Genomic DNA, 13280 nt, shown 5'->3' with positions numbered 1-13280 from the left:
CGCCACAACCGTTAGGAGAGCGATCGTTTTCTGGCCGACAAACAAAAAAGCCCCGGATCGATCCGGGGCTTTCGTGCCGTTGCTGGAGAAAATCTCAGTACCGATAATGATCCGACTTGTACGGGCCTTCCTGCTTCACGCCGATGTAGTCGGCTTGGTCCTTGCGCAGCTCGGTGAGCTTGACGCCGATCTTGGCGAGGTGCAGGCGGGCGACCTTCTCGTCGAGGGTCTTCGGCAGCACGTAGACCTTCTTCTCGTACTTGCCGTCCTTGTTGTTGGCGAACAGCTCGATCTGCGCCAGCGTCTGGTTGGTGAAGGACGCCGACATCACGAAGGACGGATGGCCCATGGCGTTGCCGAGGTTCACGAGGCGCCCTTCCGACAGCATGATGATGCGGTGCTTGTCGGGAAATTCGATCTCGTCGACCTGCGGCTTGATGTTGGTCCACTTCAGATTGCGCAGAGCGGCGATCTGGATCTCGTTGTCGAAGTGGCCGATGTTGCAGACGATGGCGCGATCCTTCATCGCGCGCATGTGCTCGATGGTGATGATGTCCTTGTTGCCGGTCGCGGTGACGAAGATGTCGGCGCGGGGCGCGGCGTCTTCCATGGTCACGACCTCGTAGCCTTCCATCGCCGCCTGCAGCGCGCAGATCGGATCGACTTCGGAGACCATGACGCGGCAGCCGGCCTGGCGCAGCGAAGCGGCCGAACCCTTGCCGACGTCGCCGAAGCCGGCGACCATCGCGACCTTGCCCGACAGCATCACGTCGGTGCCGCGGCGGATGCCGTCGACCAGCGATTCACGGCAGCCATAGAGGTTGTCGAACTTCGACTTGGTGACACTGTCGTTGACGTTGATCGCCGGGAACAGCAGCGTGCCCTTGTTGGCCATCTCGTAGAGGCGATGCACGCCCGTGGTGGTCTCTTCCGAAACGCCCTTGATGTTCTTGGCGATCTCGCCGAAGTAGCCCTTCGGCTTCTCCTTGAGAAGGCGCTTGACCAGCGCGTAGAAGATCTCCTCTTCCTCGGAGCCCGGCTTGTCGAGGAAAGCAGTGTCGCCGTTCTCGGCACGGACACCGGCATGCACCAGCATGGTGGCATCGCCGCCGTCATCGAGGATCATGTTCGGCGTGCCGCCGCCGTGCCAGTCGAACAGTTTTGCGGTGTAATCCCAATATTCAGTCAGCGTCTCGCCCTTGACGGCGAAGACGGGAATGCCGGCGGCCGCGATCGCAGCCGCGGCGTGATCCTGCGTCGAATAGATGTTGCAGGAGACCCAGCGGATGTCGGCGCCGAGAGCGGCCAGCGTCTCGATCAGCACCGCGGTCTGGATCGTCATATGCAGCGAGCCGGCGATGCGCGCGCCCTTCAGCGGCTGCTTCGGGCCGTACTCCTCGCGGGTGGCCATCAGGCCGGGCATCTCGGTCTCGGCGAGCGAGATCTCCTTGCGTCCGAAATCGGCGAGCGAAATGTCCTTGACGATGTAATCGGTGAAGCCGGGCTTCGCGTTCATTGCGAGTGTCCTGTTGTTGAACTCGTCATTCCGGGTCGCCCGAAAGAGGCGAACCCGGAATCTCGATGTGATGGATAAGGATCCCGGGTTCGCTCGCGTACCGCGTGCGCCCCGGGATGACGCTTAAAACTAGAGCGCGCGCTTGAGCGGCTCGACGAGGTCGGTCTTCTCCCAGGAGAAGCCGCCCTCATTGTCCGGCGTGCGGCCGAAATGGCCGTAGGCCGAAGTGCGCGCGTAGATCGGGCGGTTGAGGTCGAGATGGGTGCGGATGCCGCGTGGCGTGAGATCCATCGCCTTGGCGACGGCCTTCTCGAGCTGGTCCTCCGACACCTTACCGGTGCCGTGGGTGTCGATGTAGATCGACAGCGGCCGCGCGACGCCAATGGCGTAAGCGAGCTGGAGCGTGCAGCGATCGGCGAGACCGGCGGCAACGACGTTCTTGGCGACGTAGCGCGCCGCGTAAGCCGCGGAGCGGTCGACCTTGGTCGGATCCTTGCCGGAGAACGCGCCGCCGCCATGCGGGGCCGCGCCGCCATAGGTGTCGACGATGATCTTGCGGCCGGTCAGGCCGGAGTCGCCGTCGGGGCCGCCGATGTAGAACTTGCCGGTCGGGTTGATATGCCAGATCGTCTTCGGCGTGATCCAGTCCTTCGGCAGCGCCTCGCGCACATAGGGCTCGACGATGTCGCGCACCTGCTTGGAGGTGAGGTCCTCGATCAGATGCTGATGCGACACCACGATCTCGCGCACGCCGACCGGCTTGCCGTTCTCGTACTGCACGGTGACCTGGCTCTTGGAATCCGGGCCCAGCACCTTCTCGCGGCCGGAGTGGCGCGCTTCGGAGATGAGACGGAGGATCTTGTGGGCGTAGAAGATCGGCGCCGGCATCAGGTCGGGCGTCTCGTTGGTGGCGTAACCGAACATGATGCCCTGGTCGCCCGCGCCTTCTTCCTTGACCTCGCCCGGCTGCAGCGCATCGACGCCCTGCGCGATGTCGGCCGACTGCGGATGCAGCAGAATCTCGACGTCGCAGGTCTTCCAGTGGAAGCCTTCCTGCTCGTAGCCGATGTCCTTGATCGCGCCGCGGACGACGCTCTCGATCTGCTCGTTGGTCACCGACTTCGGACCGCGGGTCTCACCTGCGATCACCACCTTGTTGGTGGTCGCCAGCGTCTCGCAGGCGGCGCGGATGGCCCAGGGATCAATGCCCGCCTTCGGCCCTTCACGATAGAACAGGTCGACGATCTCATCGGAGATCCGGTCACAGACCTTGTCCGGATGGCCCTCGGACACGGATTCGCTGGTGAAGAGATAGGATGCGCGCATCAGTAACCCCTTGTTCCGCCTTTAGCCGGCGGGCGTTTGCGATGTTTACCTTTTGATGATGTCAATCACGCCGACGCGAGATGACGTAGGATTCGTCGAGAAACCAGAGCCCATTGTACTTGCGCAGCACGTCCCTGGCGGCATCCAGAGTGCGGCCGTTTTGAGTCATTTCTGTCAACCGGTCGTCCTCAATCTGAGCGACATACACCGCCGCATTCCACGCTGCAAAGGCCGTCGAGGTACCGATGGTGCCGGTGACCTCGTTGGGCAGCGCTTCCATATCATACCTGAAGATCGAACGGTTATCCGCGTAAGCATTAAAATTTAAGTCGCGGCCCACCGATCCAAGTTCATACTTAACTGCACGCAGTAGCTCATGACGGCTGACTGAGAAAGGATTTTCTCCAGGCCAGATCGCCTGGATCATTTCCATGCCCGGATCCTGGCCATGGGAGTGGATTCCGATCAGCCTGCCGCCAGGCCGGAGCGCCCGCGCCAAGGGTGCAATGATCCGCTTGGCCCGGAAATTAACCGAGGATAGCGCCCGGTAGGGCTGGGATGCGATGACGAGGTCGAAATTGGCCTCGGTCTGGCCCGGCCGCGGGATGGTCGAATCCAAGAGAAACCTGTGGTCTTCGCGATAGAGCACGAGGACGACGGGCCGCTCGTAGAGCGGCATAGCCGTGCGTGGGCTGATCGCGGCGCGCCAGTTCTGCTCCAGAAACGGCCGCAGTTCCGCGATCTGCTGCTCGAACTCGCCCGATGACGCGCCGCGCAGCGGCACCTCGTGCCAGACGGTGGCCGCCGCCGCCGCAGGCGATGCCGGCGTCAGCCAGGGCGCCTCCGCGTAGAACATGTTGGTGAAGACGAACACCGACGCCGGATGCTCGAAAATGCGATCCGGCACCTTCTCCAGCGTAAGGCGCAGGTCCTCGAGACTGAGCTCTTTACCGGCGACATAGAACGGCATGTTGGGAAAGCGCTGGTGCGTCGCGCGCAGCACCCGCGCAAGCACTGTGCCGTCGCCCACGCCTGCGTCGAACAGACGTAGCGCCGGCGGGCGCGGATGGATGGAACTTAGCTCCAAGGCGACCCTGTCTGCGATCACCCGTTTCTCGCTGCAGGTGTGGACGAACAGCAGGTATTTCTGGCGGTTCTCGAAGAAGCGGAAATTGCCGCGCGGGTCGCGCTTTTCCGGCGGCACCTGAAGTCCCCGTGGCGGCGGCACGCCGCCGGCCATCGATGCGGCCATATAGGCCTGGATCCGCTCCAGCGTGTCGATGGTGATGCGCTTTCCCTCGCGCAGCCGATGCACCAGCTTCCCATCGTTCACCGCGCGCCGACCGAAGGTCGATTCCGCCATGCCCGCCTTGCGGCAGAATTCGGTGATCTGGCTTAGGATTTCGTCGTTTTTCATCGGTGGGACGCGGTGGGCAGACGGATTGGGTCCTGTGTCCTAGCAAATTCTGCCCACTCAGGGAATAGCGGATCGATGCGCCTCGGTTGGCCGCGCGCCAGGGCGGGAGCCCGTGAACCCCTGCGCCCCGCCGGGCAACAAACAAGCGCTTCTCCTCTCACGAGATATCGTCATGCGCCGCCTGCTCGTCGCGCTCTGCCTGCTCATCGTCGCGCCGTGGTCCGGGCCCGCCTTCGCCCAGGCCCGCAATCAGCTCGGCCCGCTCTGCACCACCGAGACCACGCCCGCGGACCAGATGGTCGACGCCTGCACCAAGATCATCGCGCTGAAAGTGTTCAGGGCCGAGGAGCTCGCAACGGTCTACTTCTGGCGCGCGGTCGGGTGGAACAAGAAGGGCGACTACGCCAAGGTCATCACTGATGCCACGGAAGCGATCCGGCTCCAGCCGAGCCAGGCGGTCTACAACTTGCGGGGGTCGGCCTATTACGACAAGGGCGAGTACGAGATCGCGATCGCGGATTTCGACGACGCGCTGAAGCTCGGCCCGCCCAGCGGCATCATCTTCCACAATCGCGGCAATGCCTGGCGTGGCAAGCACGACTATGCCAAGGCCATTGCCGATTACGACATGTCGATCAAGGCCGATCCGAAATCGGCGTTCTCGTTCCAGAACCGCGGCATCTCGAAAGAGGCGCTCGGCGATCTCGACGGCGCGCTCGCGGACATCAATCAGGCGATCCGGCTCGATCCGACGCTGCCGCAGCCGCTGATCAACCGCACCGCGATCTGGCGCGCCAAGGGTGATCTCGATCGCGCCATCGCCGATGGCAGCGAAGCGATCCGGCTCGCCAAGGAAAGGCCGCCGGTCAACATCATGACGCCGCCCAACAGCGTGCTGATCTCCGGCTACATCCATCGCGCGCTCGCCTATGAGGTCAAGGGCGACTATGCGCATGCGAAGGACGACTACAAGGCGACGCTGGCGATCGTGGCTTCGGACGCCGGCAGCAAGGCCAACCAGGCCACCGCGAAGGTGCGGCTGTCGCTGCTGACGGATGCGAGCGCGCCGATCCCGCGCGATGCGCCGTCACCGACGACGCAGCCGACGTCCACCCCCGCTCCGCAGCAGGCGGGGCCGGCGCCGACGCCCTCGCCCGCACCGGTCGCCCCCGGCAAGCGCATGGCGCTGGTGATCGGCAATGGCGCCTATGCGCATGTCAAGGCGCTGCCCAATCCGCCCAACGATGCGCGCGCCATCGCCAAGAGCCTGCGCGACATCGGCTTCACCGTGTCCGAGGGCATCGACCTCGACCGCGCCGCGATGCAGAAGGTGACGCGCGATTTCTTGCGCGTGGCGGCGCGGGCGCAGGTCGCGATGGTCTACTATGCCGGCCATGGTGTGCAGGTCGACGGCCGCAACTATCTCATTCCCGTCGACGTCGCGCTCAAGCCGGGCGCGAACATGACGGAGGCGATGATCGAGACTGATACGATCATGGCCGGCCTCGACGACCAGGTCCGCACCAACATCCTGATCTTCGACGCCTGCCGCAACAATCCGATGGCGCAGCAGGTCGCATCCGTCGGCGGCAATCGCGGCATCGAGGGTGCCTCGGGCCTCGCAGCTCCAACGAGCCTGGGCACCGGCGTGACGTTGGGAGCCGGCACGCTGATCGCCTACGCGACCGCGCCGGGCCAGGTCGCGCTCGACGGCGAAGGCGCGAACTCGCCGTTCTCCGCCGCGCTGTCGCGTCACATCGGCACGCCCGGGCTGGAGGTGCAGCAGATGCTGACACGGGTACGGGCCGAGGTGGTCTCGACCACGAAGAACAAGCAGGTGCCGTGGTCGAATTCGTCGTTGCTGGGTGAGGTCTATCTGGCGGCGAAGTGAGGGCGGGTTTGCGCTTGGCTCATCAGGAGGGCCGCGCTGCTCGCCCAACACTCAACTGTCATCGCCCGGCTTGACCGGGCGATCCAGTACTCCGTTGCGCCAGTGATTGAGCCGAGAAGCCGCGGCGTACTGGATTCCCCGCCTTCGCGGGGAATGACAGCGAGCAAGAGGCGACTTACTTGCCCCACACTTCCTTCGCGATCTCCACCGCAAGGCTGAGCTTGGCCCACTGCTCTTCCTCAGAGAGGATGTTGCCCTCTTCCGTCGAAGCGAAGCCGCATTGCGGCGACAGCGCGAGCTGCTCCAGCGGGGCGAACTTGGCGGCTTCTTCCAGGCGGCGCTTGATGTCGTCCTTCTTCTCGAGTTCGCCGAACTTCGAGGTGATGACGCCGACCACGACGACCTTGTTGCCCTTGGGCAGGAAGCGCAGCGGCTCGAAGCCGCCGGCGCGATCGCTGTCGTATTCGAGGAAATAGCCGTCGTAATTGGTGCCGGCGAGCAGGGTCTCGGCGACCGGCTCGTAGCCGCCCGAGGAGATCCAGGTCGAGCGGAAATTGCCGCGGCAGACATGCGTCGTCACCACCATGTCGGCGGGCTTCTCGGCCAGCGCGTAGTTGATGATGCGGGCATAGATCTGCTGGAGGCCTTCGGGATTGTCGCCGCGCTCGCGCGCCTTCTGCAATTCGTCCTGCGAGCAGAGATAGGCCCAGACGGTGTCGTCGAACTGGAGATAGCGGCAGCCGGCGTCGTAGAACGCCTTCACCGCCTTGCGATAGGTCTTGCCGAGGTCCTCGTAAAAGGCGTCGAGATCGGGATAGACGTCCTTGGAGATCGACTTGCGACCGCCGCGGAAATGCAGCACCGCCGGCGACGGGATCGTCATCTTGGCTGTGACGTGGGCCTGATCGGCGTACTTCTTCAGGAAGCGGAAGTGATCCAGCATCGGGTGGTTGTCGGGGAAGTCGAGCTTGCCGATCACGCGCACCGCGTCGTGCCGGGTCTGAACGCCCGCGAACTGGATGCCGGTGTCGGGATGGAACAGCTCGCAGCCGGTGAGCTTGGCCAGGAAGTCGAAATGCCACCAGGAGCGACGGAATTCGCCGTCGGTCGCAAGTTTGAGCCCGATCGAGGCCTGCTTGTGCACGACCTTCTCGATCTCCATGTCCTCGATCTTGCGCAGATCGTCGGCCGAGATCTCGCCCTTCTCCAGACGGCTGCGGGCTTCCTTGATCTTGGCGGGACGCAGAAGGCTGCCGACCTCGTCGGCGCGGAAGGGGGCTTTGGTTCGCTGCATTGTTATCTCTCCCGAACTTTCAGTGGCGCAAGTTGTACTCCCTCTCCCCGCCTGCGGGGAGAGGCGAAGATCAATGGGCGGCCGCTCCGGCGACGCCGAGGTGGCGCTCCAGGACGGATGGGTCGGCCTTCAGCGCCGCGCTCGGGGCGTCGTGGACGATCGTTCCGCGCTCCAATATCACGACGCGGTCGGCCAGCCCCAGAATCTTTTGGGCATTCTGCTCGACGATGATCGAGCAGATGCCGCCCGCCCGGGTGATGGTGCCGATCGCCTTGAGCAGTTCCTCGACGATGATGGGGGCGAGGCCCTCGGTCGGCTCGTCCAGCAGCAGGACTTTCGGATTGAGCGTCAGCGCGCGGCCGATCGCCAGCATCTGCTGCTCGCCGCCGGAGAGCTGGTTGCCAAAATTGCTCCGCCGCTCCTTCAGCCGCGGGAACATCTCGTAGACCTTCTCGACCGTCCAGGGGCCGGGCTGCGCCACCGCGGTCATGTTCTCTTCCACCGTGAGCGAGCGGAAGATGTTGCGCTCCTGCGGCACCCAGCCGATGCCGGCACGCGCGCGCTGGTCAGGCCGGAGCGAGGTGACATCCGCGCCGGCAAGCGCGACCGACCCCGAGAAGCGGCGGGTGACGCCGACGATGGAATTGATCAGCGTGGTCTTGCCGGTGCCGTTGCGGCCCAGCAGCGCCAGCACCTGCCCTTCGGCGAGGCGCAGCGACATGTTGGGCAGCACCACCGCCTCGCCATAGCCGGCGCGAAGGGAGTCGATCGCGAGCAGGTCAGACATTGACCGCCTCCTCGCCGAGATAGACCGCCTTGACCTGCGGATCGCGCGCGACCTGTTCGGGCGGCCCCTCGGTGAGCAGCGCGCCGGAGACCAGCACCGAGATGCGGTCGGCAAAGGAGAACACGAGATCCATGTCGTGCTCGATGAGGAGCACGGTGACGTCGCGCGGCAGTGCGCCGACGACCGCGAGAATGTCATGGCGCTCGCTCTCGGGCACGCCGGCGGCGGGCTCGTCGAGCAGCAGCACACGCGGCTTGGCCGCGATCGCCACCGCGATCTCGAGCAAGCGCTGCTTGCCGTAGGGCAGCGTCACGGTCTGCTCGTTCATGACATCGAGCAGATGGAAGCGCGTCAGCAGATCGGCGACCTCACCGTTGACGTCGCCGCGCGTCCCCATCCGCCGCCACCAGTCGCCGCCATGGCCGAGGCGCTCGGAGACGGCAAGGCCGATGGTCTCGAGCGGGGTCAGGTCGGGATAGAGCTGGTTGATCTGGAACGTGCGCGACAGGCCGCGCAGCACGCGCTTGTGCACGGGCAGATCGGTGATGTCCTGGCCTTCGAGCAGGATCCGCCCCGAGTTCGGCTTGAGGACGCCGGTGAGCTGGTTGATGACCGTGGTCTTGCCGGCGCCGTTCGGGCCGATCAGGGCATGGCGGGCGCCCTGCTCGACCTTGAGCGACAAGTCGCGCGTGACGCGCAGGCCGCCGAACTGCTTCTCGAGATTCTTCGTTTCGAGCGCGATGGTCATGCGTCGCTCTCCGGCACGGCGACGACGGCCTTGCGCCCGGCCACCTGCCTGATGATCAGGTTCGGCACATAGAGCACCCAGCGATGCAGGCGCTGGCGGCCGACCAGCACGATCACGACGAGCACGAGGCCGATCCAGAACTGCCAGTATTGCGGGGTGATGGTGGAGAACAATTCCTGGAGCATGCGGAACACCACCGCGCCGATCAGCCCGCCATAGAGATAGCCGGTGCCGCCGATGACCAGCACCAGCATCAGATCGGCGGAGCGCTCGAACGCGAACACGTCGAGCGAAGCGATCGCGGTGGTCTGGGTGAACAGCGCCCCCGCAATGCCGGCATAGAACGCCGCCAGGGTGTAGATCGCGATCAGGCGGCGATTGACCGGGATGCCGATGGCGGCGGCCCGCAGCGGATTGTTCTTGATCGCACGCAGCGACAGGCCGAACGGCGAATGCACGACGCGGCGGGCGAGCAGGAAGAGGAGGAACAGCACGGCCAGCGAATAGAAGAAGCCGGCCTTGCCGAACATGTCGAATGGGATCGCGCCGAAGATCGGCTGCATCTCGATGCCTTGCAGGCCGTCGGTGCCACCGGTGATGTTGGAGAAGCGTTCGGCCAGCGCTTCCAGCAGCAGGGCGATGCCGAGCGTCACCATCAGCCGGGTCAGATCGACGCCGCGGATCACCAGGAAGCTGGTGGCAAAGCCGAGCACCATCGCGGCAAGGCCGGCAACGATCAGCGCCAGCACGGGCTCTTTGATGATACCGTGCAGCGCAAGAAGTCCCGCCGCATAGGCGCCGACACCGAAGAAGGCGGCATGGCCGAGCGAGACGATGCCGGCATAACCGAGGATGAGATCGAGCGACATCGTGAACAGCGCCAGCCGCAGGATGTCGGTCATGATCAGATAGCGCGTGGGAAAGGCGAAGCCGCAGGCCAGCACGATGAGCCAGAAGGCGACTTCGCCATAGTGCCAGCGCGCCTGGCGCTGGGCGTGATGACCGACGTCGGAGGAAGCGCTCATCGGCGGACTCAACGCGTGGCCGTGCGGCCGAACAGGCCGTTCGGGCGCCAGATCAGGATCACGATCATCATGGTGTAGATCACGAAGGGGCCCATCTTCGGCACGTAATATTTTCCGGCGACGTCGCCGATGCCGAGCAGGAGCGAGGCCAGGAACGGCCCGGTGATCGAGGACGAACCGCCGACGGTGACCACGATCAGGAAGTAGATCATGAATTTCAGCGGAAAGTACGGATCGAGGCCGAGAATCTCGGCGCTCAGCGCGCCGCCGAGGCCGGCGAGCCCGCAGCCAAAAGCGAACGTGAAGGCGAACACTTGCGGCACGTTGATGCCGAGGCCGCTCGCGGCGCGGGGATCATCGACTGCGGCGCGAAGGCGGCTGCCGAAGCGGGTCTTGGCCAGCACCATCTGCAGGCCGATGGTGAGCAGGCCGCAGATCACGATGATCATCAGCCGGTAGCGGCCGATGCCGACGCCGAACACGTCGAACTGGCCCTGGAGCGCGGCGGGCAAATTGATGAAGACGCGCGAAGAGCCCTGGATGTAATCGACCGCCGCCACCGACATGAAAGTCAGGCCGATCGTGAACAGCACCTGGTCGAGATGGCTGCGCGCATAGAGGTGGCGGTAGAGCGTGCGTTCGAGCGCAATGCCGATCGCGGCTGCGGAGACGAAGGCGAGCGGCAGCGCGGCGAAGAACGGCCAGCCCATCCGGTTGACCAGCACCATGCAGACATAGCCCCCGGCCATGGCGAAGGCGCCATGGGCGAGATTGACGAAGTTCATCAGGCCGAGCGTGACCGCGAGCCCGCAGGCGAGCACGAACAGCAGCATGCCGTAGGCAACGCCATCGAACAGGTTGGTAAGGATTGCGGTCATCGATGACAGGTCGTTGTCGAGAATATGAGGTCTAGCGGAGTAGGCTGCTGTGCTCCCTCTCCCGCTTGCGGGAGAGGGCTGGGGAGAGGGTCTCTCCGCAACGAGACAATCCCCGTATTGAGAGAGCCCTCACCCGGCGCTTCGCGCCGACCTCTCCCGCAAGCGGGAGAGGTGTAGAAAAGAGCGCGTCACTTCTTGGTCTTGCCGAGATCCTTGACGGCCTCGAAGGTCGCGAACTCGACGTTGTAGAGCTCGCCGTCGACCTTCTCGACCTTGCGGATGTAGATGTTCTGCACGATGTCGCGGGTCTCGGGGTCGATCGAGATCGGGCCGCGCGGGCTCTCCCACTTCTGGCCCTTCATCGCCTCGATCAGCTTGTCGCCGTTGGTGTCGCCACCGGTCTTCTTCAGCGCTTCGTAGATCAGGTGCATGCCGTCATAGCCGCTCACGGCCATGAAGCCCGGACGGTTGCCGAACGCTTTCTTGTAAGCGGCAACGAAGTCCTTGTTCATCTGCGAGGGATGCGCCGCGGAGTAGAGATGCGCGGTGACCGTGCCGAGCACGGCGTCACCCATGTTGTTGAGCAAATCGTCATCGGTGACGTCGCCGGGTCCGATCACCTTGATGCCGGCCTTGTCGAGGCCGCGCTCGGCATATTGCTTCATGAAGTTGCCGCCCTGCCCCGCAGGCACGAACACGAAGATCGCGTCGGGCTTGGCGTCCTTCATGCGCTGCAGGAACGGCGCAAAATCAGGGTTTTGCAAGGGCACCTTGACCTCTTCGACCACTTCGCCGCCACCGGCGGTGAAATGCTGCTTGAAGAAGTTCAGCGCGTCATTGCCCGGCGCGTAGTCCGAGGTCAGCGTCGCCACCTTCTTGATGCCGTTCTTCACCGCCCAGTCGCCGATGATGGTGGAGGACTGCGCCAGCGTGAAGCTGGTGCGCACGATGTAGGGCGAACGCTCGGTAATGATGGAGGTGCCGGCCGCCATGACCACTTCCGGGATCTTGGCTTGCGTTGCGAGCGGCGCGGCCGCGAGCGCGGCGGGCGTCACGCCGAAGCCGGCGATGAAGTTGACCTTGTCGTTGACGATCAGCTCCTGCGCGGCGGTCTTGGTCTTGTCGGGAATCGCGGCGTCGTCCTTGAGGATGATCTCGATCTTCTTGCCGGCGACGGTGTCGCCCTTCTGCTGCATGTAGAGCTTGATCGCGTTCTCGATCTGCTTGCCGGTCGAGGCCTGGCCGCCGGTCATCGGCAGAATCAGGCCGACCTTGACGGCGTCCTCGGCCTTGGCCGGAGCAATGGCAGCAAGGCCCGAGATGGCAGCCACCGCGGCGGCCCAAGAAAATGGTTTGCGTACGAACATCAGATCTCCCTCCCCTTAATTCCTGACTTTTGTGCCCTGAACCGAGTGCCCGGTCCTTGCCGCGCTTTAACTCGCGGACAAGCCATGCCGTGCGGCCACATGGCGTCCTCTGCAACCCCGTTGTCAATCGGACGTTGGGCGACCATTCGGCGCAAGCGCGCGGTCCCGTCGACGACAGCCCGGAGATATTTGTACGATTGTACAAATAAAATGGTCTTGTCAACGAAAAAGCCCTTCGTTGCTCAAGCCAGTTTGCCGCGAATTTGATGCGGCACTCTAAGAGGGCGCCACGGCAGCGTGATGGAGAATTCCGCCTCTCATTTGCAGAATTCGAACATCCCCGAATGCTTTTGCCGTTGAACCCTCACGGCTATGCCGGCTGATCTCCTAGCTTGTGAATACGCTATGTATACCATACCAGCTAGGATGACCCTCTCAAGGGCAAAATAAACCTATTATAATACCTTCGTGTATACAAAAGAATCTGTCTTCGAATAGGCCAATTTTGCTTATTGAGGACTACAGTCCGCCGCTCGCGCCCGTTCGGCGTCCCCATCACACGTGCCCGATCGGGCACGAAGTAGAAGATGCTCATGCGTTTCCGTTCGCTTTCGATCGCTGCCGTCGTCGCTCTGCTGGCATCGAACCTTGCAGGCTGCGGCACGGTCAACGAAAAGCTCTCCGCCGGCATGGGCGACTACGTCCCGCAATGGGCCGGTGGCCTGCCGGCCGACGCCCCGCCGCGACCGGGTACGCCGCAATACGACGCCTACATGAAGGAGCGCGAACGCAAGCGGCTGCTGCCGGCAGCCGATCGCGAGAAGGAAGAGCAGGCGCAGAAGGGCGCGACGGGGACAACGTCGGGCAACGCGGTGCGTTAAGATTGTGCGCCCCTCTCCCCGCACGCGGCAGGGCAATCGTATATGGCGCTTTGCGTGCGCCTCGTCCTTCGAGACGCCCGCTTCGCGGTCTCCTCAGAGCCTGACTCAAAAAGGGCGGCGAGCTTTTTAGGGTGCAGCGAGGCGTCTTGT

At 64.0% G+C, this 13280-nt stretch carries 11 protein-coding genes; 2 read left to right on the top strand and 9 right to left on the bottom strand.

The genetic code is table 11. The annotated features are described in order from the left end of the window. Positions 1 to 94 precede the first annotated feature (94 nt). The 3 genes from ahcY to AAE027_RS31820 form a co-directional block, all read right to left on the bottom strand. A complete protein-coding gene (gene ahcY / locus AAE027_RS31830) occupies positions 95 to 1516 on the bottom strand; it encodes an adenosylhomocysteinase (RefSeq protein ID WP_128932731.1) in 1422 nt (473 codons plus the stop codon). Between the two features lie 129 nt (positions 1517 to 1645). Continuing rightward, positions 1646 to 2842 carry a methionine adenosyltransferase gene (metK, locus tag AAE027_RS31825; protein WP_128932730.1) on the bottom strand — a complete coding sequence of 399 codons (1197 nt, stop codon included), beginning with the start codon at positions 2840 to 2842 and terminating at the stop codon, positions 1646 to 1648. Between the two features lie 61 nt (positions 2843 to 2903). After that, on the bottom strand, positions 2904 to 4259 hold the full coding sequence (locus AAE027_RS31820) for a hypothetical protein (RefSeq protein WP_128938832.1): 1356 nt from the start codon (positions 4257 to 4259) through the stop codon (positions 2904 to 2906). Between the two features lie 172 nt (positions 4260 to 4431). Here AAE027_RS31820 and AAE027_RS31815 point away from each other — a divergent pair, with 172 nt between their 5' ends. Continuing rightward, positions 4432 to 6150 (top strand): caspase family protein, encoded by a 1719-nt coding sequence (locus tag AAE027_RS31815; protein ID WP_370989863.1) that lies wholly within the window; start codon positions 4432 to 4434, stop codon positions 6148 to 6150. 175 nt (positions 6151 to 6325) lie between these two features. On the opposite strand, the gene AAE027_RS31810 is transcribed toward AAE027_RS31815, so the two are convergent. The 6 genes from AAE027_RS31810 to AAE027_RS31785 form a co-directional block, all read right to left on the bottom strand. Beyond that, a complete protein-coding gene (locus AAE027_RS31810) occupies positions 6326 to 7444 on the bottom strand; it encodes a cobalamin-independent methionine synthase II family protein (RefSeq protein ID WP_128938834.1) in 1119 nt (372 codons plus the stop codon). 70 nt (positions 7445 to 7514) lie between these two features. Then, a complete protein-coding gene (locus AAE027_RS31805; protein WP_128938835.1) occupies positions 7515 to 8231 on the bottom strand; it encodes an ABC transporter ATP-binding protein in 717 nt (238 codons plus the stop codon). After that, positions 8224 to 8979 (bottom strand): ABC transporter ATP-binding protein, encoded by a 756-nt coding sequence (locus AAE027_RS31800; RefSeq protein WP_370989862.1) that lies wholly within the window; start codon positions 8977 to 8979, stop codon positions 8224 to 8226. The genes AAE027_RS31805 and AAE027_RS31800 overlap by 8 nt, the downstream gene beginning before the upstream one ends. Continuing rightward, positions 8976 to 10004 carry a branched-chain amino acid ABC transporter permease gene (locus tag AAE027_RS31795; protein WP_370989861.1) on the bottom strand — a complete coding sequence of 343 codons (1029 nt, stop codon included), beginning with the start codon at positions 10002 to 10004 and terminating at the stop codon, positions 8976 to 8978. Before AAE027_RS31795 ends, AAE027_RS31800 begins: the two co-directional genes overlap by 4 nt. An 8-nt stretch (positions 10005 to 10012) precedes the next feature. Next, positions 10013 to 10882 carry a branched-chain amino acid ABC transporter permease gene (locus tag AAE027_RS31790; RefSeq protein ID WP_370989860.1) on the bottom strand — a complete coding sequence of 290 codons (870 nt, stop codon included), beginning with the start codon at positions 10880 to 10882 and terminating at the stop codon, positions 10013 to 10015. Positions 10883 to 11070: 188 nt separating this feature from the next. Continuing rightward, a complete protein-coding gene (locus AAE027_RS31785) occupies positions 11071 to 12249 on the bottom strand; it encodes an ABC transporter substrate-binding protein (protein ID WP_370989859.1) in 1179 nt (392 codons plus the stop codon). Between the two features lie 587 nt (positions 12250 to 12836). Here AAE027_RS31785 and AAE027_RS31780 point away from each other — a divergent pair. Next, a complete protein-coding gene (locus AAE027_RS31780; RefSeq protein WP_128944970.1) occupies positions 12837 to 13130 on the top strand; it encodes a hypothetical protein in 294 nt (97 codons plus the stop codon). Positions 13131 to 13280: the final 150 nt, after the last annotated feature.

This window comes from Bradyrhizobium sp. DN3, assembly GCF_041357655.1.
In the GTDB taxonomy this organism is placed as follows: Bacteria; Pseudomonadota; Alphaproteobacteria; order Rhizobiales; family Xanthobacteraceae; genus Bradyrhizobium.
This window is presented reverse-complemented; position numbering and strand designations above follow the sequence as displayed.